Source organism: Cytobacillus solani, assembly GCF_001420595.1.
GTDB classification, from domain to species: Bacteria; Bacillota; Bacilli; order Bacillales; family Cytobacillaceae; genus Cytobacillus; species Cytobacillus solani.
Genome location: NZ_LJIX01000006.1, coordinates 4,519,063 through 4,542,167, shown reverse-complemented (window position 1 = coordinate 4,542,167; position 23,105 = coordinate 4,519,063). Strand labels below are relative to the sequence as shown.

Here is a 23,105-nt window from a genome sequence, read left to right as displayed (position 1 = left end):
GGGCTGTTTGCTGTGAAAGCATCGCTTAGAGAACGAATGATTGATAAAGAAGGCACTCACTTTCCATCTAAGACCTATACTTCTATGGTGTTAGAGCCAGCTTATAATGAGGCAAAGAAACACTTTATCGATTCAATGGTTGATATTCATTTTGCCCATTTAATTATGCTTGTTGAAGAGGGATTAGTCGAGAAAGAAGAAGCAAAAAAGATTGCTAAAGCTGTTTCCAGCTTAAATACAGAAGAGATAAAGACCGGGAACTACAATCCGCAATTTGAAGATTTGTTTTTTCAGGTAGAACATGACTTAATTGAAGATGCCGGTGATATTGCGGGTAATTTGCATATTGCCAGGAGCCGAAATGACATGGGCATTGCGATTTACCGAATGACGCTAAGGAAAAAGATTTTGACCTTATTGGAGAAAGCCCTCACACTGCGAGAAGCTCTAATTGAACTTTCTGATGAGCATAAACATACGATTATGATTGGATACACTCATACGCAGCAAGCACAGCCTACTACACTCGCTCATTATTTTAATGCGATGACGGATATGCTGACTCGTGATATTAAGCGGCTGCGGGCTGCTTATGAGACCGTGAACCGAAGCAGTATGGGAGCGGCAGCGTTAACTACTTCGGGATTTGCTATTAACCGGGAGCGTGTGAAAGAGCTGCTAGGGTTTGAAGGCATGATTGATAATGCATGGGATGCCGTTGCCGGAGCAGATTATATTGCGGAAGTAGCTACGTCTGTTCAGCTTTCAGCCTTGAATTTGGGACGGTCTATTCAGGACTTCCTGTTATGGGGAACACAAGAATTCGGAGCCTTTATCCTTTCAGCACCTTACGTACAAATTAGTTCCATTATGCCTCAAAAAAGAAACCCTGTGTCTATCGAGCATATGCGGGCACTTTTATCCAGTGTTGCCGGCGATTGTCAAACCGTCCTTCTTATGCTGCATAATACGCCATTTGGGGATATTGTCGATACGGAAGACGATATGCAGCCATATATTTGGAAGTCCATGGAGACGTTAGGCGGCGTCTATGAACTATTATCTTCTGTTTTATTAACAATGGAAGTAGATAAGGAAAACCTTTTAAAACGTGCAAAAGAGAGCTTTGCGAATGTAACAGAACTGGCTGATACGATGGTGAGAGCGGATGGGCTTTCATTTCGCCAAGCGCACCACGTAGTAAGCTCTACAGTAAAGGAATTAATGAAAAACGGAAATAAGTCTCTTGAAGCTCTTACTCTTGATCTATTAAATGCCCAATCAAAATTAATTGTTGGGAAACCTTCTACTTTGACAAAAGAGGAATTATCAGAATGCCTAAGCCCAGAATATTTTGTTCAAATTCGTACATTGCAAGGAGGTCCAAGCCCAAGCAGATTAGAGAAAACGATTAAAGTCCGATTGGCTGAACAGACGGATTTGTCAAACTGGCTTATTGATAGGAACGAGCAATTACGAGTATCAAAAGAAAACGTAACAGCCATTATTAAAGAATGGAATATTGTCAATGAATGATCAGTCTTTTCATCTTCTTGCTGTTGATGGAGGGGGAACGAAGACACTAGCTGTGATAACGGATAGTACAGGTTCGATTCTCGGAGAGGGCAAGGCAGGTGCTTCTAATTATCAGGTGATTGGGAAGGAACTGGCTATAAAGGCGCTTGTTACATCTATCCAGGAAGCGTTAGTTGAAGTTGCCGCACGGAATAGCGGTCCAGTTCAGTTTGAGAAAACGGTGTTTGCACTCGCAGGAATTGATACGACAAATGATGAGGTAGAGGTAAGAGAGATTGTAGAAGCAACCATTAAGCAGCTGGGGTTAGCTACTCATATGCTGTTAGTTGAGAATGATTGCTTATCTGCTTTATTAGGTGCTACACAGAATAAGGCTGGTGCTCTTTTAATCTCTGGAACAGGATCGATCGTATTTGCTCATGACGGCCGCGGGAGCTTTTTTCGAACGGGGGGCTGGGGATATAGAGTTGGAGATGAGGGCAGTGGCTATTGGATTGGGAAGGAAGCGATTCGATCCGTTTTGAAGATGAATGATGGAAGAGAAAAAGAGACGATCCTATCAAAGCTAATATTACAGAAGTTTGGCTTTAATAAAGTAGAGGACCTTTATAATTGGGTTTATAGTCCATCTTATTGTGTTGACGATGTAGGTGCGCTTACTACTTTAGTGGAAGAGGCGTATAAAATGGGTGATGAAGTGAGTAAAGGCATATTAGACGATGCTGCATCCGAACTAACCCTTCTATTAGAAACCACAATTGATAAAGCGGGAATTGCAAGGGAAGAATTCCAGCTAATTCTACAAGGTGGTGTGATTCAAAACAATCTCTATATTAGGAATCGTGTACTAGACTGCCTGAAAAGAAAAGCTGAGAGAGTAAAAGTTATTGATACCGATCAAAAGCCGATTACCTTTATCATTAAACGGGGCTTAAATCTTTAGGGGGGAATCCCCTTTTTTTTTATCTTTAAATGAACCATTTCCCATTCTCAATCGTATTAAATAAGTAGACTAAGTTAAATGGGAGGAATGGAAATGGCGAAAAAGGCAATGAAATCGATTAGCATGCTTATGCTAGCAGGATCACTCGGACTCACGGGAGCTGCAGGCAGTTTAACCATCTCTGAACATCATGTATCGGCACAAGAAGTGAAAAATGAAATGAACTATGAAAATCAGGCAAAGGAATTTCTAATGTCTGTAAAAGCAAAAAAATGGGATGCTGCTTATACCCAATTAAGTCATAATCTTCAATCTGCTGTATCGAAAGAGACTCTTTCCTCATTATGGACACAGCTCTCGACTCCATACGGTGAAGTGAAAGAAACTTCATTTGAAGATGTAAAAGATGATGGGGTACATAAGAAAGTTACGTTTATTGTTAAAGCGGAACAAGGTTCTTATAAACAAGTGATAAAGTTTAATAGGGAAGGGAAGATAGATGATTTCTTGTTTGATGTCATCTCATCGCCTGGAAGCTTCCTAAATCCAGCGTATAATCACCCTGAAAACTATACAGAAAAACAAGTAGTTATCGGTGAGGGAAAGTATGCCTTACCTGGGGTACTGACGGTCCCTAAAGGAAAAGGGCCATTCCCGGTTGTTGTTCTCGTTCACGGATCCGGTCCGAATGATATGGATGAGACGATGACGGTCTTCAAGCCTTTCCGTGATATCGCTGCCGGTCTTGCCAATGACGGAATTGCTGTATTGCGCTATGACAAACGAACAAGAGCTCATACGGTTAAGGCGGGAATGGAACCGAAATTCTCCATTCAAGAGGAAACCGTCATTGATGCAAACCTTGCAGTTGATAAACTGAAGTCACTCCCTGAGATTGACTCGAAGAATATCTTCGTTTTGGGGCATAGCCAAGGTGCGTTCGCCCTGCCATTAATAGTGGAAAATGATAAGAAAAAAGATATTAAAGGGGTTATTGGTGTTGCTGGACCTGCAGGGAAATTTCATGATCTGATGCTGTGGCAAATGGAGGAGCAATTGAAGCTCGCTGAAAAAATGCAGGCACCAAAGGAGCAAATCAATGCTTTAAAAGAGACGCTATCAACCTATCAAAAGCAATTTGGAATTTTAAAGGATCCGAAGCATACGAAGGAAAATATCCCAGCTGATTTTCTATTACAGCCTGGTTATTGGTGGTTTGATCTGCGTGACTATGTCCCAACAGAGTTAGCAAAGAAGCAGGATATTCCAACCTTGCTATTACAGGGAGGAAAGGATCTTCAAGTTCCTGCCTCAGAATTTGAAGCATGGAAATCTGCCTTAAAAAACCGCGATAATGTGGATTATAAATTATACCCAAATATGTTCCACACACTAGTTGATTATCCTGGTGAGCCGAACTGGATGACGGAATATATGACACCAGGAAATGTCCCGCAGTCATTCCTATCCGATATTGCTGGGTGGGTGACAACAGGCAGCATTAAATCTGATGAAGATAAACCGGAACCAAAGCCTGAGGAGCAGAAGCCGGCACCAAAGGTTTATTGGGATGGCTTGTTAATGAAAAAAGGACAAATTGGCAAGATTGAAGTGGTGAAGCCTATTAATCTTTGGAAACGTGAAGGGGATAAGCTTACATTTGTAAAAGTGCTAAAGCCTGGGGAACAATATCGAGTATATAAATACGATGACAAGTTCGGTGGGCAATATGGGCTTGGGGATAATCACTATATTACTAACATGAAGGGCTATGTGAACTATAAAACCCCATCAAAAGCGAAATTAAAGGAACTTCAATAAATAATAGAAAAGATCCCGAATCGATCATATGAGATTCGGGATCTTTTCTATTTGTTTATTTAACTTGCCGCACCTTCCACATTCGGACGGTTATTCTCTTTAATGAATAATACAGAAATCGTACCGATGACTAAAAGAACTCCTGCGAAATAGAATCCAGCATTCAATGTACCTGTGACATCTGTAAGGAATCCAGTAATATATGGAGCCAATATGGATCCGCACATGCCGATAAAGTTATAGAAACCAAATGCAGTACTTAATGCATGTTTTGGAGCGTTATCAGCTACGACCGCAACAAGCACTGGGTTCGTACTAATTTTACCGAAAATACCGTAACCGATTAAAGCTGCGTATAATACCCACATACTATCAAATGCAACGATTGAAACAATTGCAATAATAGAAAGTGGAAGCATCACTAGCAAGACTGGACGGCGTTTTCCCATTCTATCAGCAATCCAGCTAAAAAGAATGGATCCTGGAATGGCTGCCCATGGAACTAATGAAGAAACAACGGCAACCTCTGTTCCATCAATTCCTCTTGCATGCTGCAAGTAATATGGAATCCAAGTAACAACCACGAAGAATGCATAAATCGCACAGAAAATAGTAATGTATGCAAAAACTAAGTTTCTGCTAAAAAGCTCTTTCATTTTAAGCTTTGGTTTCGCTTCTCCAGCTGAATCTCCTGCAGCTGTTTTTGGCCTTTCTTTTATGACCCACCACATAGCCAAACCAATAAGAACTACTGGGATAGCAATGACATAAAAGGGTGCTCTCCAGCTCATTCCAAGTGTGCCAACTGTGTAACTAGAAATGAAGTACCCAGCTGATAAACCAAATGCCATTCCACTGTTAATAATCGCACTTCCTAAAGTAATATGCTTTTTGGGAATCGCTTCAGATGATAACCCATACTGTGGGCCATAATAGAAACCTTGAAAAATCCCAACTAATAACCAAGCAATCATGAAAAGTGTAAACGAAGGCATCATACCTGTTACTGCGGCCATAATACCGAAAAGAATAACACCAGGAACAAGGACTTTTTTCTTTCCAATCTTATCTCCTAGTATCCCAGATGGGACGTTTAGTCCCGCATATCCAATGAAGAAAATACTGCTGATTAAACCTAGTTGTGCAGCAGATAAACTAAACTCTGCTTGGATATTGTCCATGACCGGGTTAAGAATGGCACGCGTTGCATATAGGGCAACCCAGCCTAGAAAGAATACAATCGTGATTTTAACCCAATACGGAATCCCACCCTTAGATGCAGGTACTGGCTCATCTTGATTCAAAACTTTAGCCATTTTCTTTTCCTCCTAATTTAGATTTATTTGTATGGATCTTAAGTAAAAAAATAATATTTCAACCTCATCCAAACTATAGGATAAAAAGCATTGCAGACGAATAAAAATGAAAGGGTTTACATTGCAAAAAGATTAAAATGTGATGAAAAGTCAATTAGAAAAGCGCAAGCGCCTTGGTCATCGCCGTACAAACTGGAAGGGCCGGTTCTTTCGATAAAGGAGACACAATGAGTGGAGCGAAAGGATGTCGACTTATCGTAGGGAGGGGACCTGAAGTTTGATAGGCGATAGGACGCTTGCGCTAGACAATTCTCTAACTCCAAAGTTATCCATTCTTATCTTGTAAAAAAAAACCGTACTGCTTATTAGCAATACGGTCTTAAAGCCTATTCTTGTGGAACACTCCTCAGCATATAACCAAGGCCAGGATAGGTAACAATATATTCCTCTTTATTCTGCAGATGCTCTTTTATTTTTCTGCGGATTCGTGCAATGCCCACACGTAAATATTCGATGTCATCTCGATATTGCGGTCCCCAAACTTCTGAAAGCAATATTTCATGCTGGACAACTTTATCAAGGTTAAGAGCTAAAATTTCCATTACCGAATATTCGGTTTGTGTGAGCTTAAACTCCTCATCCTTAATCCAGCATCGCTTACTTCCAAGATCAATAGCTAAGACCCCAGTGCGAATAATCGGTGTGGCCGCCGACTGCGGATCAGCAAAGCTGGCCTGGGTCCTTCTTAACACGGCATTCACACGTGCAAAGAGTTCATCTAATGAAAACGGCTTTGTTAAATAATCATCTGCTCCAACATTTAATCCCTGTACTTTATCCTTGGCGTTACTTCTAGCAGTAAGCATAATAACAGGTACATTCGAAAACTTTCGCAGCTTCTCCAATACATAAAAGCCGTCCTGACCTGGCATCATGATATCGAGCAAAATTAAATCAGGGGAAATTAGATCGAATTTCTCAAATAATTCTTCTCCTGAGCTAACAGTAGATACCTCGTATCCGATGGATTTTAAGTTTGCAGAAATAAATCGCAGAATTTTCGGTTCATCATCAACGATACAAATCTTTTGATTTTTCATCTATGTCCCTCCCTCTTTTATTGGGAAAATATAAGATAAATGTACTTCCTTTTCCAGACTCACTAATCGCTTCGATTTTCCCTTCATGTGCTTCCATAATTCCAACACATATCGCAAGACCAAGGCCTGTCCCGCCTGTCCGCCTTGTTGCTGTTACATCAACCTGATAAAAATGATTAAATATTTTCGTCATATGATCTTCTGAGATGCCAATTCCATTGTCAGAAACGGCTATAGTTACATCATTCTCTTCTATATCTAACGTAATATCAATTTCCTTTAAGCTCGCATCATTATAGCGCAGACCATTTGTAATTAAATTAACTAACACTTGTTGAACGCGAATCTTATCCGCATAGAAGGTAAAATCTTTTCCAAGCTTATTATGGAAATGAAAGCTTGCATCTTCACGTAAGGCAAGAGGAATTTGCTCCATTGATTTTTCGATAAGATCGCTTGCCCGGACCATATTACGCTCCACGTACATCGTTCCTGATTCAATCTTTGAGATGTCCATCCAGTCATTGACTAAATGAAGAATCCTTTCAATATCTTCATGCACACCCTCTAACAGCTCCTGCTGAAAATCCGGTTCCCATTCAACTTCAGGACGCAGCAATGTTTCCACACTGCCCTTAATGTTTGTAATCGGTGTTTTAAATTCATGAGAGGTAAGCGAGATTAAATTGTTTTTTAATGTATCAATTTCCTCTTCCTTCGTGATATCACGCAATAATAAGCCTTCGCCAATCACGTCCTCATCGAGCATGACAGAAAATTTATGAAGAATATAATATTTAGGCTTCTTTTGCCGAGCCTTATACTCTAATTTTAATTCCTTCTTTTTATTAGCAAAGAAGGCAGACAGCTCTTCAGGGTCAACATCAAATATGTTGATAAATTGTCGATACACATCATTAAAGCTGACTAATTCCTTCTCTTTTCCCATTTTAACGGTAGAAAGAAAGAACTCATTCACATATTCAACCTCTTTTTGGTTATTGACAAGCATTAATCCTTCCGACATGCTTTCCAATACCGCAGCTAACACAGCATGTTTATTGCGGATTTGTTCAAATAGGAACTTATTTTGCAGCATGACCGCTAAGGAGCTCGCAAAAGTCCGGAGAAATTCCTGCTGGCTTGCTGTCATTGATTGCTTGTTCATAAGATCCACAATTAAGAAGCCTTTATTGTTTTTTTCAATCTGAATCGGTTCGATGTACTGCTGTTCGCCTACAATATTTTTGCTCAGATATTGCAGTAAATTTTGCTTCGTATGAATCGTATTCGTTGTAACGGCTAAATCATGGAAAAACACATGGATGGAATAATCCATGAAAGGCTCTATTTCTTTTAAACAATGCTGAATAAAATGAGCTAAATCCTTATTAGAAGAAACAGAGGTAATTAATTTGTTTACTGCCTTCAGCTCTAAGTTTTTATTCTTCAACGTAGTCGTTCGCTCTTCAACTCTCGCTTCAAGCTCTTTGTTTAATTCGATTAATTCCGTGCGGTTTTTTTCTACTTCATCAATCATATGATTGAAATAATAGAATAGCTCTTCCATTTCTTGAGGACCTTGAATTTTCTTCTTTACCGTTGCATCCTCCTTGATGCCCTTTGTATAGTCCTTTATATAATTTAATAAATATCTTATCGTCCGTTCTAAGCGATCCGTTAAGTAAAGGCTGACAATCACCATGATAAGGGCTGTAATAAGGAGGAAAACGATAATTAAGAGAATGGCATTTTTATAGGTTGAAGTAATGGCATCTGTTGGCTTACTTACCCATACAACCCAATCAAGATGGTTTATTTTCTCATAAGTAACGTAGACATCTTCATGCAGATTATCCAGTTCAAAATAGCTGCTTCCGCTTTTATTCTGCTGTTCTTTAATATATTGAACAATAGCAGACTCGCTCAGATTCACTAACTCTCTTCTCGTATCGACTTCAGGGTGAACGACGACGTTTTTCTCTTGGTCAATGACCACTGCATATCCGCCATCCCCAAAGGTGCGATTTTTAATATGCTCACCTAATGCATTTAAATCTAGAGCTCCAAGTACATAACCAACTAGTTCGCCTTCATCATCCAGGATCGGGGAAACGATAGCGACTAGCAAAATATCTGTCCCGCCTCTCCCGTGATAAACTGGGGAAATGACTGTTTCCTTTGTTTTCAATAATTCCTTATAATAATAGCGATCACTGAAATTATGATTTTTCCTTTTAACCCCGTCTGTATAGGATTCAGGGTAAAAAACAATCGATTGTCCTTTGCTATCCCCAACGTACATATTGACGAAACCGGGATAGTTCGTTTTTATATCCTTCAATTGTTTTTGAATGCCAGGAATATCATTATTTAAAAAGGGCTCTTTCACATTCAGCGCTTCTGTTTGAATGGCTTTTTTATAGTCTAATACATAATTGTCAATATAATCTGCGAGATATTTCGCCGTCTGTGCTTGGTATCTCTGATTCTCATTAATTAAAGATGATAATTGATAAATTTGAAAAACGCCAAGGATGGCGATTGAAAAAAAGGCAATGATTAAAAAGGAATAAATAAGTTCTTTTTTTAAGGAGCGTGCCTTTCTCATGATTGGCCTCCTCTATTGATTGGATGAGAAAAATGGTATCTGTGCTAGCTTATAATAAAAATTTAGCATGAACAGATACCATATTATATAATAATTTTAAATTATTTTGTAATTTGTGTGCCAGCTTTTCCTTCCATGGCAAGGTCTGCTTGATCTAGTGAACAAATAATTGCTCTTCCACCCAGCTCAGCAAATTGAATAGCAGCCTCCATTTTAGGCCCCATGCTTCCAGCTGAGAATTGCCCTTCTTCCACATATTGCTTTGCTTCTTCAAGGGTAATATGTGTTAATGCCTTTTGATCAGGCTTGCCGTAGTTTACATACACATTTTGCACGTCAGTTAAAATCATGAAAGCATCTGCCTTTACCTCTTCTGCTAATTTAAAGGCACTGCGGTCCTTATCGATTACAGCTTCAATTCCAGTAAGGGCTCCCTCCTCGTTCTTTACGACCGGGATTCCTCCTCCGCCGGCAGAAATAACAATCGTATTTGCATCCGTTAATTGTTTAATTGTTTCAGAGCCTAGAATAGACTTCGGCATTGGAGAAGGAACGACACGTCTCCAGCCTCGTCCAGCATCTTCTTTTACGATCCAGTTCTTTTCCTCAGCTAATTGCTTTGCTTCTTCTTCCGTGAAAAAGACACCGATTGGTTTGGAAGGATCTTGGAAAGCTGGATCATCGGCTGATACTTCTGTTTGTGTCAGCATGCTGACAACAGAATGATTTAAGCCGAGCTTGTGTAATTCGTTTTTCAATGTTTGATCCATCATATAGCCGATGAATCCTTGTGATTCTGCACTGCACACATCTAATGGGAAAGGAGGAACGATGTCCTTCGCTTCTTCATTTTGGCGCAGAATGTTACCTACTTGCGGACCATTCCCGTGTGTAACAATGACATTATGGCCATTTTCTACGATACGGGCAATGATTTCACTGCTTTTACGTACATTTTCTAATTGATTTTCATAGGTTGCTTCTTGCTTCGGTTGTAAGATTGCATTTCCACCTAGTGCAATGACTACTTTTTCTGCCATCTATTATTTCCTCCAATTTTTCATTGTTAATAATCCGATTAATAGCCCGAATGCTGTATCTATTCCAGAGCTATGACCAACGGTAAGTAATTGCGAAAGATGAGATTCTACATCTGCCTGCTTATCCTTTTCTGCTAAACTATTTAAGATATTTATAATAGTAGAGCTGAACTCGCCTTTTAATGCATAGAGCAGATACTCTCTGGCAATATCTGTAGTAACGGATTCATGCTGAAGAATGCCTTGAATCGTTTGCAGAAAAAGCGGGCTGCATATGCCAGTGATTGCATGAATGGCTAGCAAACCAACAAGATGGTCATCTCCTGATGGGGTCAGGCCTCTTCCTCTGCCTAAGAAATAGCGTATAACTCTGTCTATTTCGGATATGTCTTGGGAAGAGAGTACCTCCATTAAACGGTAAACTTCATTTGCAGAAGTAGAGCATTTCTCTTTTTGAATACGAAGGTATTCTAGAAGAAATTGTTCAATATCAAGATCTAAACCTGTTTTTTCTCCTTCAACAGCTAGGATTTTAATGAATGTTTCTAAGTATTGAGTGGATATCTCTTTCTCCGTAAAATGAATATTGTTTGAGTAGGGTGCTCCTTTTGTAAAACTAATTGCTATATGGCTATTTTCAAACGTCAGCTGCTTTGTTTCTTCATCCCAATGGACAGCAGCTGGCATTTGAATAGAAGCCAGCAGTTTCTGAATGGCTTCCTTTTGAAGATGAATGCCAAAGGGAAGCTTCCCGTTTTTATCTGTACCGATAAAAAACAAACGCTTGCCCATCCGAATGTTCAGCCCATTTTGAAATAGGCTATGAACAGATCCACTCGGGTTTTCTATAAGGAAGAGAGGAATAGTCCGTTCATATTCCTCTGCATACATTGTTTGAGATTTTAGCATCGGCTCATTAGATGAGGCCTAATTTAACCGCATATGCTTCAAGCGCTTTCTCGAAGCATTCCTTCGGAGCACGAACTGTTCCCGCACCAACCTGTCCAACACCTGCTTGTTTATGAGCAATTCCTGTATTAATGACAGGCTCAATTCCTGTTTCAACGACTTTACGTGCATCTATTCCGAGGCAAGCCCCTTGGAAATCCCAAGTTGGAATCGTAAAGTTGCTGTTTTGATCGATACAAATTTCCATCATATCGTTGCTTGTTGTAAGTGCATCACTGAAGCCGCCAGCACCAACGAAGCGTGTTACACCAGGAGCCGCAATCATTGCCATCCCGCCGACACCAAATGTTTCGGTAATCGCACTATCCCCAATATCCGGGTTTGCATCATCTTGAGAATAGCCAGTGAAAAACAGTCCTTGTGGTGTATTAACTGGAGCAGTAAACCATTCATCGCCCATTCCGCTAATACGAATGCCAAAGTCCTTCCCGTTACGGCACATCGCTGTAACAACTGTACCTTCTTCAATTTTTCTTGCACCATCAAGGACAGCTTTACTAGTTGCCATCGCAATATTTAAGAAGAATTGATCCGTATCAGCTAAGAACTTAATAACATCCTTTAAGTCCTTGTTATCGATATCTTCTACTTGCACAATATATGGACTGATTTCTTTAAGGAAGATTAGGGATGCTGCGATATTCCGCTGGTGGAACTCGTCACCCATAGTGATGGCCTTAGCAATCATTACATTTAAATTTAGTCCGTTATCTGTTAGCTTTAATGCCTTTGAAAGGGTTGGCCCTAATACATTTTTCTGCCACTTTAAGCGATTGATTACTTCTTCAGAGTAAGCGCCGAAACGAAGTACTTTACCGATTCCTTCGTTCATGATGCAGTAAGCTTCATTTCCTTCTGAACGATTTTCTACGACAAATACCGGCATATTCGCAGAGGTGATCCCACCCATTGGACCAACTGCATTTACATGATGGCAAGGAATAAAGGTCACTTCGCCATTTTCAAGCATTTGTTTAGCTTCTTCCTCTGTGTTAGCCCAGCCTTCAAAAAGGGCAGCACCGATACACGAACCTTGCATGGGTCCCGTCATATCTTCCCATTTAATAGGTGGTCCAGCATGCAAAAGTACTTTTCCTTCAGTTAATTCTTTGATTTTATCCTTAGCTGGAACGACATCCACAAGGAATGGCGCAGATCCAGAAATCTTTTCAATTACCGCTCTGTTTGCTTCATCCATTGAATTGTATTTCATGTGAAATCCTCCTCGTATATTTAATAGGTATTGTCTAGCTCCAGCGCCTATCGCCTATCAAACTTCAGGTCCCCTCCCTACGATAAGTCGACATCAATTCGCTTCACTCATTGTGTCTCCTTTATCTCAGTCGGGGCCCTTCCAGTTTGTACGGCGGTGAACAAGGCGCTTGCGCTTTTCTTATTTTAAAAGAGCCAAGATTTTTCTCATTTTTTCGTTTCCGCCAGCAATTGGTCTCCAGTCAAACTGAACGACACGGCCACCATACGCTGTGATGGAATCAGTAAAGCTCTTTAAGCCTACATTGATGACACTTGGTTTATTGTTCACTAATGCTTCCATTTCTTTAGATACGGTTAAATCGAATGCCTTTGCTGGTGCTTTTGCATCCACATGAGCTTTCTGCACATCTTTTACCTTTAAGCCTACGATTGCTAGAGCTGTTCTTACCGCTTCGTTATTGCTGTCCTTCACGATGATGCCTGCTTCAGCAAGCTTTTTCTTTTGAGCTTGGTAATCTTGCGGATCCGTTTCTGTTCCACAAACAGAAGCGACTACATGCAATGTACGGCCTTCATTATGCGCGTGAGAAACGGCTTTTTGAATCGATGGTAAAAGGGCACTCGCCATATCATCATGTGAGCCATAGCCAAGTACGAAATCAAGAAGGATGACTGCTGTTTGTTCGTCAGCTCCAGCCTCATCAATAAATCTAGCTCTCGTCTCAGGGTCGATCATTGGATGCGGTTTTCCTTGTGTATATTTGTCATCGCCAAGGTCCACAACGATGTGGCCATCTTTCTTTAAGACATAGCCATCTTCGTTTGTTATGGCTGATCCTAATCCTAATGCATCAGAAATTAATACGGCCGCTTCTGACGCTAATGTTCCACCTGAGAATAGTCCTTTAATTGTTCTTTGGCTTGGTTTTAAGTCTGTATTAGCTGCTTCAAAATTGCCTTGATTGTAATCGGCTTTGATTTCGTTTCCTTTTGCTAAGTCAACAGCAATGCGAGCTGTTTCTTCTAGCGTGTATGCTTGGTATACATTTCCTTCATGCTGAGTTGGCTTTTCGCCTAGGAAAATCGTAACGACAGGCTTTGAAACGCTATGAAGCAAATCAACAACTTCATTACGTACTTCTTTTGCAGGCGGCTTAGAAATAACAACAATGATATCTGTTTGCTGGTGATTTTCTAATGCGCGGATTCCGTCCATCATTGTGATGGCGCCAACAGGTTCCTTCAAATCGCGGCCGCCCGTACCAATCGCATGGCTAACCCCTTCGCCAAGACGGTCAATAATCGCTGTTACCTCTTGAATCCCAGTTCCTGATGCACCAACAATTCCGATGCGTCCTTTTTTAACAACGTTCGCAAATGCAATGGGAACGCCATCCAATATTCCTGTTCCACAATCTGGCCCCATGACAAGCAAGCCTTTTTCATGTGCCTTTTTCTTTAGTCTTACTTCATCTTCAATTGGCATATTGTCACTGAAAATGAACGTATGCAAACCTAAGTCCAATGCTTTTTCAGCTTCTTCAGCCGCATATTGGCCAGGGACGGAAATTAAAGCTAATGTCGCATCAGGCAATGCTTTTTTTGCTCGATCCCATGTGCGGACCGTTTCAAAATCGTTTCCTTTGTTACTGATGGATTGGTCTTTCAAGTATTGCTCAACCTTTTCCAATACCTCACTCATTTTATTCTCATCATCTGTATCAACCACAATGGCCATATCATTCGATTCTGCTGTTTCCAGCTCTTCTGAATACAAGCCAGCAGTTTTAAAGATATCTTTATTCGCTGGTGTTCCCATCATGATTTGAGCCTTGTTGACACCTTCAATCGTAGAGATTGAATTTGTTAATAACATTAGATTAATAGAGTCTTGATACGAGTTCTTTTTTACAATCGTATAAATCACTTGTTATCACCTCGGTTTTATTTTTCGGTTTGCTGCATTTGAACAAAGTAGATTCTTTAGAAAGGCCCTCTATCGTGTGAAAGATCCATGCTGCAAAAAAGGTTCAGTTGACTGGAGCAGAAGTCAACCTCTACCCAACCCTATTTTTAAAAAGAGCCTTCGGTAAATAAATAAACAATAACTTAACCTCAGTTGCATTATAGGAAATCAGGCATAACAATCGAATAAAATTGAAAGGGTTTACATTGCAAAAACATTAAAGATTTACTCCATTCATTTGTTTCTACCATCGATGTACTATAATTAAAAACGTTAACGAGTAAATGAAAGGAAGGATATGTAATGAAAACAACATTTATATATAAGGAAGTAGATGGCTGTAAAATCAAAGGGGATTTTTATTCCATTGAGGAGAAGCATGCGCCACTCGTTGTTTATATTCATGGGGGAGGCTTAATCTTTGGAACAAGAACGGATATGAAAGAGGAACAAATAAATCTTTATTTACAGGCAGGCTATCACGTATGCACAATTGATTACCGTTTAGCACCTGAATCCAAGCTGCCAGCCATTAAAGAAGATATTGAGGATGTTCTAATTTGGTTAAAAGATCGAGGAGTAAATCAGTTCAATTTTGATCCTGAACGAATAGCCGTAATCGGCAGTTCAGCGGGGGGTTATCTCGCATTATTATCTGGTACTTTTCAAGTTCGCCCGAAAGCGATTGTTTCTTTTTATGGCTACGGGGATATTGCTGGGGATTGGTATCGAAAGCCTAGTCCTTATTTTTCAAAAATGACAACTGTTCCAGAAGTTCTTGTACAACAGCTCATTCAAAAGCAGCCCATATCTGAAGGACCAATCGAACGCCGCTTCGCTATTTACTTATACTGTCGTCAGCAAGGACAATGGGTCGACTATTTAACCAATAAGAACGAAGAGACACTCGATCCTTTTTGTCCATTAAAAAAAATAGATGAAAACTATCCGCCAACGCTCCTTTTGCACGGAGATGCCGATGAGGATGTTCCTTACGAACAGTCCGTATCCATGAGCGAGGCACTTAACAAGGCAGGTATTACAAATAAGTTCATTACAATTAAAAACGGCAAGCATTCATTTGATGAGGATATGGGAGATCCCGTTGTTGCTGAAGCGTTTGAGGAAGTCCTTAGATTTTTAAAGGAGAGGCTGTAAAATATAATTAAATTTTCAGTCTATTAGGTATTTGCTTGTTAGTATAATGGTATAATATGGGTAACTAACCTAAGGGGGAAGGGGGAGTTTCCGCTGATCAATAAAACAAGAATTTTTATTAGCTCCGCTTATGAAGAGGATCTTAAAGGGCCAAGGAAGTTGATCAAAAAGCATCTCGAAGAAAGTGGACATGAAGTACCGATTTTTGAAGACGGGGACTTTGGCACTTGGGAGAAGGATACACTTAAACAGTGTCAGGACGTTGTCAAATCCAGTGATGTGTTTGTTTTGCTGATTAATAAGAAATCAGGTGCCAGTCGAAGGCTGTTGCGTGGTAATGTAACGCCAACCTATCTTGAATATAAAGCTGCGCTGTTAGAGAAAAAGCATATCCTTGTTTTTGTATCGCCTGAGATCAAAAATAATTTTAAGCTGCTGCAAAAGGAATTTAAGAATTTATATGATATTTATTTAAGGGACCATCACCGGCTGCCTGGGTCTCCGTTTGACCCGCTAAAAGACTGGATGCAAGAACAATTAAAGCAGGATGGAATCGCGAAAAGCCTGCTGGAAATTGCTGATCTATTTGTATGGGCGTTCCTCTATGATATTTATTCAAATGGAAAATGGCTTTATGATTTTAATATCTCCCGTTCTGAAAAAGAGGCAAGCACAATTTCAGCGATGCTCAGCACGTCACTAAGGTCCGTTGTTGGTCTCATAGAAGAAAGGGATCAATTGGAGGAGCTTAAAGGACAAGCATCTTTCTTGTTAAATTATGCAGATTATACACTAATTATGCTGGATAAAAGAAATTCAATCGTGCAAAATACGAAAAGAGAATGGTCTAATTTTTTAAAAAGCGGTTTGCTGTTTCTTGATGAACCGAGGGCGATTGTGCAAACGCCGGATACAAACCCGATCCACGTGAACACGGTTTCTGAATGCTTAGCAGCTTCCCTTTATAAATATGATGGAACTTACTTAAAGCGAATGGCTGAATGTGGTGACATAACAGCACCTGACTTTTTCGATTTGACCGAATCGGAGGATGTATTTGTTGTTGAAGCATATAATAATCAAGAACGACTAATTGCCTTTTTAGAAGAAAAACAGACACTCTATATCACCGAACCAATAGGTGAATATGTGCTCTGCCTTCATTTTACGTTCATCGATTGGTGGTCTAAAGAACAAGTTCGCGCATATTCAGATGAGATTGAATATGCTATAATAAACGAAAGTGGCTATTTCTTTCAATTTTTGATTATGCTGATAGGAGGGACAAAATGAGCAAAGAACGAGTAAGTTATCATAGCTCTGGCACCATTGTTTCTAGACGTTCCCCGGCAGGAAAAGTCATCCAGAAAAACAAAGGGAAAATCTTAGGCCCACGCAGCTTCAGTGATTCCGTAGCCAACAACATTGATACATTAAATAAAGTATTAAAAGAATCAGATAAAATCATGCCTCGTCCAACGAGAATGTTTAGAAATGCATAAATTGTAGAGAAGATCATCTTCCCTGCAATTTTTTTGTGTAATTTTGACTAAATTAGAAGTAGAAAGCCGTAACGAGAGTCTGATGCTGGTTTAAGTTCAGACACTTTTAGGAGGAGAAGACTGGAACAAGTCCGAAGCTAGCTCAAGTTCAGACAAGATCAGGAGAAAAAGCTCGATCAAGTCCGAAGTTAGCTCAAGTTCAGACAAGATCAGGAGGAAAAGCCGGATGGAGTCCGAAGCTAGCTCAAGTTCAGACAAGATCAGGAGGAAAATCCGGAAGAAGTCCAAAGATAGCACAAGTTCAGACAAGATCATGGGAAAAATCCGGAAGAAGTCCGAAGTTAGCTCAAGTTCAGACAAGATCAGTAGAAAAATCCGGAAGAAGTCCGAAGTAAGCTCGAGTTCAGACAAGATCAGTAGAAAAATCCGGAAGAAGTCCGAAGTTAGCTTAAGTTCAGACAAGATCAGGAGAAAAAGTTCGATCAAGTCCGAAGATAGCACAAGTTCAGACAAGATCAGGAGGAAAATCCGGAAGAAGTCCGAAGTTAGCTTAAGTTCAGACAAGATCAGGAGAAGGGGGAGACATGTGCCCTCAATAGGAAGAAAAATAGAAACGCGGTAACCTAAAAGAGGAAGCTCACAATGATAGTAAAATAAACACTAATTAGTCATGACTCCTAATACTCATTCATCTTTCTATCCTTCTCTGCTTCACTCAAATACTCAAACAGCCCAATATGATTTCCCCAGGGGTCTGAAAATGTTGCCCATTTTACAGGAACTTCTGGTCTTTCATATATTTTAAAGTGAGCGATATTTAATTCTTTCACTAATCGCTCTCGCTCAGCTTCTATATTCACAACACCCAGTCTAAGAGGACCGCTGCTTTTGGCTGGAATTCCTACAGCCACTTGAAGCCAGCATCTTGAAATAAGCTCCCACTCTGCAAAACCCTCATGTGGAACAAAATCAGGCTCTCGTCCTAATAATGTTTGATACCACCATTCTCCTTTAACCATTTCGGTTACACGCACCTGAAAAGTCACTTCATATATCAGCTGTATCATCCCCTATAAATACATCTCCTTTAAGAACGATCCCATGTTCTATATATATTTTTAATAAAGTCAGAGCTTCTCCCCAGCCAGAAGCACAGCCAATACATGCATCGATTCTTTAATTGAATTTAAATACCCATTCTCTTCAAGGATTACTATAGTTCCTTCCTTAAATGGATGCAAATTGAATTTCACGGTTGTTTGGCTTTCTCCGGGGCACCATTGAAAAATAAAAGACTCATAAGAGATGGCTTCGACTATTTTTCCGGCATCTTCAATCACTTTATCCCCATTAACCGTCCATCTTAGCCGGATTTCACCCGTTTCATCCTTGTTCCACGCAATGGTTGTCCGATCTGTAAACCAAGCATTCCAACCATCAGCGGTTGTTAACGTATGGAACACTTTCGCTGGCTTCGACTTAATATACGTTTGATGCTTAATCACAGGCATCATAACAACTAGCTAGAAAACTCGACGATTTCAATTTGATTTCCTGCAGGATCCTTGATAATCGTATACCGGCCAGGCGGGCATGGCTGGGGCTCATCAAAGAGAATCGATACTCCTTTAGCTTTTAGTTCATCAATATCTTTATCAAGGTTCTCCGAAACAATTCCTAATAAAACACTTTGGCGTGTCTCTGCATCAAAAGGCTCTGTTTCCTCTAATACGATTGGGATTTCATTATGCACTAAACTAACTAGCTTATCCCCGTAATACTTTGACACCTCGAAAGTTAACACCTTTGTATAAAATTCAACTGCTTTCTTAATGTCGTCCACCTTCACGGTTAGCACACACACTTGATTTAACAAAATGATCCCTCCTAGCATTTGATATCCTTAATTTAACAAAAAAATAATGAAAAATTTCTTCAAGTTTGCTTTGTTTTTTTCTTTTTCAAATAATAGCTGGGGGAGATTTATTAAGATCGGTGGATCATAGGGCAAAGGATCTCTAAGCCTTATCTTTACTTCTGCCTCTGTCCTTTCTGTTACTTCAATTACATGATCCGACTTTCCCCGTAAGGATTTATCTAAAAGAAAGTAGTCTTTTGGATGAAAACTCAGAGGAAGTGCTGCCGCTAAAACATAGTAGGTTCCTAATGGCACAGCGGAGAACACGCAGTTTGTTTGATTATGGGTAATGGCTGTTCCAGCTACAGGTCTTTGGTCTGGGATCGGGCGCGGGAAGAGGCCGATAAAAATAAGGCCTTTAAAGCCTTTCGGAAATTCTAGGTGACATGAAATAACAGGAGGAGTTAATTTTATGGCTTCAAGCTTGTCCTGACGCTCAAAGTGGTTAATAAATTGGTGCAAGTCATCTGTCCTCAACTGGAATTGCTTTGGGGACAGACCGACAAATTGTTTGAATTTCGTGCTGAACGTTCCTATGCTTCTAAATCCAATTAAAAGCAGTGTTTTTAATATCGATGACGAGGAAGCATCTACCAGTATTTTCTTCCCCGCCTCGATACGTAAGGCAGATAAATAATGTCGTGGCGATATTCCTGTGATTCCTTTAAACACTCTCGAAAAGTGATAGGGGCTATACCCAACGAGAGAAGCTAGCTCTTCTGAAGTGATTTCTTCCTCTAAATGCTTCTTCATATATTCAATTGCAGTAACTACTGTTCTAGACTGATCATTCGAATTTGGCAATGTATTCACCTATTTTTATGCGGCTTATTTTTCAGAAAAAAGCGATTCTCTTTATGGAAGAATCGCTGAATACTTCTATCCTTCTTTATACCCATCATAGATGGCATCCCAATCAAAAGGTCTGGCCATTCGATTTTCGATATTGTCTAATGGCTTAAAGCCATATTGGGCATAAAGAGAATGCGCATCCCTCGTGGCGAGGTGGAAGTTTGTTCCTTTCAAATGAGGATGCTCGGTAATGACACTCATGAGCCACTTGCTTAATCCTTTTCCTCTATATTCAGGAAGGATGAATACATCCCCTAGCCATGAAAATCGAACAAGATCGGAGACGACACGCGCAAAACCAATCTGTTTTGGCGAACCAGTGGTGGGGTCTCCTTCATAAACGCCATAACAAAGAATCGAATGTTCAATGGCTGCAATGACCAATTCTTTCGAAATTCCTTTAAGCCAATAGGACTCCTCACTAAGGAAATGATGGATAACGTCAATATCTAAATAGTTTTTATTCGAACTTATAAAAAAGTCGCCGTTCCTTATCAATTCTGCTTGTCTATTTGCCAACACTTCGTTCCCCCTATGTTAAAATCTTATATTTATATTTATACAACTAACTATTATAATTTTCAAATAATTTAAGCAGGGGAAAGGGGATTCCTTCAATAGGCTAGGTAATTAGAAAATTCACAGCTCTAAAAATTAATCAAACGTTTGAATAAGGTAAAACGACCAGGGATTATTCATCCGAGAGGATCGTTTCATCCTATTTTTCACTTCATTTTCCATTATAGCATTTCACTTTAACAGTCCCAATTACGATTTGCCTATAGTAAAATAGATCTAACAACAATAGAATAGGAGAAAAATAATGATGAAAAAGTCGGTCTTATTTCTTATTTTAGCCTGTGTATTTCTAGTATTTTCGCAAGCTGGCTCTGTCTTAGCTGATTCGTCCTACCAAATTTCAAAGGTAGGAAAACCAATTACAAATAGCACCGCCATCACGGCAGCTTCGGGCAATGATGCGAAAGGAAATGCATATATGTATATTCTTTTGCAAGGTGAACCTGCACAGCTCGTTGTATTTAATCTTTTTAATAAAAAGATAGTTGATCAAAAGGCGTTAACTGGTTCATCTAGCGGCTGGGCGGTTGAAGTAGATGGAAAAGGAGAGGTCTGGATTGGCGGAACGCCTTCTAATAAACTTTATAAGTATAATCCAAATCAAAAAAAGCTAACCGATCTTGGAAAAGCAACGAGTGGAAGTACATCAATCCATGATATCGAAGTAGATCATCATGGGAATGTGTATGGAAGCACGTCTTATGAAGGCGGCTTATTTAAACATAGCAATGGAAAGTTTCAAAATCTTGGACAAGCGGCAAGCGGAAAAACAATTGGGCGCAGCTTAGCCTATTATCCAGGAACAAACACGATGTTTGTTGGAGTTGGAGCAAATGCTGATTTGATTGCTTGGAATCTTTCAACCAATGCCAAAAAGTCTATCCTGCCTCCGCAATATAAAAACGCAACCTCTGTTTATGATTTAGATCAGGCTGGGGGTGTGCTGTTTGCCAAGCTTGAAAACAAACATACCATTCTTATGTTCGATGCGAAAACATATAAGTTTAAAGGGGAGCTGACAGCAAAATCACGAGGAGTTTCAAAGCTTGCACCTAACGGGAATGATGTTTACTATACAAACGATTATCACCTTCAAAAAATGGACTTGCAGACAGGGAAGGTAACGGCTTCACGTAAAGCATTGCAGGGAACAGAAGCCGTTTCCCTTGATTTTGTGAAAAAAGGATCGAAGACCTACCTTGCAGGCTTACTAGGAAATACGGGCACTTTCTTTACGTATGATGTGGCTAGTGAAGAGCTGGTTGTTGATCGCTTTGTACTGCCGGAAGCAGGCGTTCCTATTTACAATCTAGCAGCAGGACCAGACGGCAATATTTATACAAGCAGCTATGTATCTGAGAAGATGGGCGTCTACCATCCACAGTCAAAAACATTTTCATCGATCCCGAGGGTCGGACAAGTGGAAAGTTTTGCGACAGTAAATGGAAGATTTTATCTAGGTGTTTATCCAGCAGGTATCATTTCAGAGTTGAAAGCACCATCGTCACCAACACAATTGTTTACGATTGGCAACGGACAAAACCGGCCGGTGGCGATGACTGGGGCAAAAGGAACAAACTACTTATTTATTGGAACCCATCCGAAAAGTGGCGAAATTGGCGGCAGTCTAACCATTTATGACACAATTACGCGAAACCATTCGGTCAGAAGAAATATTGTGAAGGATCAAAGTGTAATCTCACTAACTGCGCACCAATCATACGTCTATGGGAGCACGTCCATATTCAGCGGAAAAAACTTGGAAGGCAAACAAAATGCAGTCCTTTTTAGGATGAAGAGCACATCTCCAGCAGGGAAAATTGAAATTTTGCCATTAGGGATAAAAAATCCGCGCATGATTCATGCGTTAGTTTCAGATACAAAGAAGATTTATGGCTTATCAGATGGCAACTTCTTTTCTTACGATCCGCAAACGAAGAAAACACAAACGGTTAATATTGTGAAAAATACGAGCGGACGTTTTAATAATGGAACGCTTGTCATAGGAAATGATGGGTTGATTTATGGAACAGTTGAAGGGACGTTATTTAGCGTTCATCCAGGGACTTTCAAAAAGGAAATACTGAAAAGCACAGGAGCTGAACGGCTTACCAAAGGGGCAGATGGAGTCATCTACTTCACAAGCAAAGATGAACTTTTTTCTTTAAAAACACATCAAAAAGTCATGTGGGGAAAAACAGAACTTGTAAAGGGACAAATTGGAAAAGCAACCATGAAACAAGCTGCAACACTTTGGAAACGGAATGATGACGGAACCTTAGAAAAGGCACGTACACTTAAAGCAGGTGAAGAATTCCGCGTCTATCGCTATCTTGCCGAGAAAAATGGGCTCTACGGAGTGGGCGGTGGATTATTTATTGAAAAAAGCACCTCCAGCGTCTTATATGAAACACCTTCAAAAAGTAAATTAGCATTGCTAAAGTAGGGGCAAAAAGAAAAGGGAGCAGATCACATATCTGTCCCCTTTTTTATTAAAAGATATGAAAGTATAACTTTGGTGTTAGAGAATAGTCTAGCACAAGCGTCCAATCGCCTATCAAACTTCAGGCCCCCTCCGC

At 40.0% G+C, this 23,105-nt stretch carries 20 protein-coding genes; 8 read left to right on the top strand and 12 right to left on the bottom strand.

The genetic code is table 11. The features are described from left to right. The first annotated feature begins 12 nt into the window (after positions 1-12). The 3 genes from argH to AN957_RS24405 all read left to right on the top strand — a co-directional run bounded on the left by argH (position 13) and on the right by AN957_RS24405 (position 4,300). Positions 13-1,536 carry an argininosuccinate lyase gene (argH, locus tag AN957_RS24415; RefSeq protein WP_172797675.1) on the top strand — a complete coding sequence of 508 codons (1,524 nt, stop codon included), beginning with the start codon at positions 13-15 and terminating at the stop codon, positions 1,534-1,536. Beyond that, entirely contained in the window at positions 1,529-2,479 is a 951-nt protein-coding gene (locus AN957_RS24410) for an N-acetylglucosamine kinase (protein WP_056686618.1), read from the top strand. The genes argH and AN957_RS24410 overlap by 8 nt, the downstream gene beginning before the upstream one ends. 93 nt (positions 2,480-2,572) lie before the next feature. After that, a complete protein-coding gene (locus AN957_RS24405; protein ID WP_053478690.1) occupies positions 2,573-4,300 on the top strand; it encodes an alpha/beta hydrolase in 1,728 nt (575 codons plus the stop codon). A gap of 59 nt (positions 4,301-4,359) precedes the next feature. On the opposite strand, the gene AN957_RS24400 is transcribed toward AN957_RS24405, so the two are convergent. The 7 genes from AN957_RS24400 to fdrA all read right to left on the bottom strand — a co-directional run bounded on the left by AN957_RS24400 (position 4,360) and on the right by fdrA (position 14,478). Further along, on the bottom strand, positions 4,360-5,616 hold the full coding sequence (locus AN957_RS24400) for an MFS transporter (RefSeq protein ID WP_056686615.1): 1,257 nt from the start codon (positions 5,614-5,616) through the stop codon (positions 4,360-4,362). A gap of 386 nt (positions 5,617-6,002) precedes the next feature. After that, the gene (locus AN957_RS24395; RefSeq protein WP_056686613.1) at positions 6,003-6,716 is read right to left on the bottom strand and encodes a response regulator transcription factor; all 714 of its coding nucleotides are present in this window, start codon (positions 6,714-6,716) and stop codon (positions 6,003-6,005) included. Further along, complete coding sequence (locus tag AN957_RS24390; protein ID WP_056686610.1) at positions 6,688-9,327, bottom strand: sensor histidine kinase; 2,640 nt, start codon at positions 9,325-9,327, stop codon at positions 6,688-6,690. Before AN957_RS24390 ends, AN957_RS24395 begins: the two co-directional genes overlap by 29 nt. A 101-nt stretch (positions 9,328-9,428) precedes the next feature. Further along, a complete protein-coding gene (gene arcC, locus AN957_RS24385) occupies positions 9,429-10,367 on the bottom strand; it encodes a carbamate kinase (protein WP_056686607.1) in 939 nt (312 codons plus the stop codon). A 3-nt stretch (positions 10,368-10,370) separates the two neighbouring features. Next, the gene (locus AN957_RS24380) at positions 10,371-11,276 is read right to left on the bottom strand and encodes an oxamate carbamoyltransferase subunit AllH family protein (RefSeq protein WP_082446740.1); all 906 of its coding nucleotides are present in this window, start codon (positions 11,274-11,276) and stop codon (positions 10,371-10,373) included. A gap of 7 nt (positions 11,277-11,283) precedes the next feature. Further along, positions 11,284-12,549 carry a YlbE family protein gene (locus tag AN957_RS24375; protein WP_056686600.1) on the bottom strand — a complete coding sequence of 422 codons (1,266 nt, stop codon included), beginning with the start codon at positions 12,547-12,549 and terminating at the stop codon, positions 11,284-11,286. Positions 12,550-12,729: 180 nt separating this feature from the next. After that, the gene (fdrA, locus tag AN957_RS24370) at positions 12,730-14,478 is read right to left on the bottom strand and encodes an acyl-CoA synthetase FdrA (RefSeq protein WP_056686597.1); all 1,749 of its coding nucleotides are present in this window, start codon (positions 14,476-14,478) and stop codon (positions 12,730-12,732) included. Between the two features lie 342 nt (positions 14,479-14,820). On the opposite strand from fdrA, the gene AN957_RS24365 reads away from it, so the two are divergent. The 4 genes from AN957_RS24365 (at position 14,821) to AN957_RS24350 (ending at position 17,799) form a co-directional block, all read left to right on the top strand. Next, the gene (locus AN957_RS24365; protein WP_053478698.1) at positions 14,821-15,675 is read left to right on the top strand and encodes an alpha/beta hydrolase; all 855 of its coding nucleotides are present in this window, start codon (positions 14,821-14,823) and stop codon (positions 15,673-15,675) included. A 51-nt stretch (positions 15,676-15,726) separates the two neighbouring features. Then, complete coding sequence (locus AN957_RS24360; RefSeq protein ID WP_082446738.1) at positions 15,727-16,968, top strand: DUF4062 domain-containing protein; 1,242 nt, start codon at positions 15,727-15,729, stop codon at positions 16,966-16,968. Further along, the gene (locus AN957_RS24355; RefSeq protein ID WP_053478700.1) at positions 16,965-17,177 is read left to right on the top strand and encodes a hypothetical protein; all 213 of its coding nucleotides are present in this window, start codon (positions 16,965-16,967) and stop codon (positions 17,175-17,177) included. The genes AN957_RS24360 and AN957_RS24355 overlap by 4 nt, the downstream gene beginning before the upstream one ends. 226 nt (positions 17,178-17,403) lie before the next feature. Further along, positions 17,404-17,799, top strand: a complete 396-nt coding sequence (locus AN957_RS24350; protein WP_056686594.1) for a hypothetical protein — start codon at positions 17,404-17,406, stop codon at positions 17,797-17,799. 55 nt (positions 17,800-17,854) lie between these two features. Here AN957_RS24350 and AN957_RS24345 read toward each other — a convergent pair whose 3' ends face one another. The 5 genes from AN957_RS24345 to AN957_RS24325 all read right to left on the bottom strand — a co-directional run bounded on the left by AN957_RS24345 (position 17,855) and on the right by AN957_RS24325 (position 20,466). Continuing rightward, the gene (locus AN957_RS24345; RefSeq protein WP_053478855.1) at positions 17,855-18,235 is read right to left on the bottom strand and encodes a VOC family protein; all 381 of its coding nucleotides are present in this window, start codon (positions 18,233-18,235) and stop codon (positions 17,855-17,857) included. Positions 18,236-18,304: 69 nt separating this feature from the next. After that, a complete protein-coding gene (locus AN957_RS24340; protein WP_056686591.1) occupies positions 18,305-18,688 on the bottom strand; it encodes an SRPBCC family protein in 384 nt (127 codons plus the stop codon). Positions 18,689-18,696: 8 nt separating this feature from the next. Continuing rightward, on the bottom strand, positions 18,697-19,053 hold the full coding sequence (locus AN957_RS24335; protein ID WP_053478702.1) for a VOC family protein: 357 nt from the start codon (positions 19,051-19,053) through the stop codon (positions 18,697-18,699). 27 nt (positions 19,054-19,080) lie between these two features. After that, on the bottom strand, positions 19,081-19,899 hold the full coding sequence (locus tag AN957_RS24330; protein WP_231690182.1) for a helix-turn-helix domain-containing protein: 819 nt from the start codon (positions 19,897-19,899) through the stop codon (positions 19,081-19,083). A 75-nt stretch (positions 19,900-19,974) separates the two neighbouring features. Beyond that, a complete protein-coding gene (locus tag AN957_RS24325) occupies positions 19,975-20,466 on the bottom strand; it encodes a GNAT family N-acetyltransferase (protein WP_245637810.1) in 492 nt (163 codons plus the stop codon). 304 nt (positions 20,467-20,770) lie between these two features. Between AN957_RS24325 and AN957_RS24320 the strand changes: the two genes are divergently transcribed. After that, the gene (locus AN957_RS24320) at positions 20,771-22,972 is read left to right on the top strand and encodes an NHL repeat-containing protein (protein ID WP_053478703.1); all 2,202 of its coding nucleotides are present in this window, start codon (positions 20,771-20,773) and stop codon (positions 22,970-22,972) included. Positions 22,973-23,105: the final 133 nt, after the last annotated feature.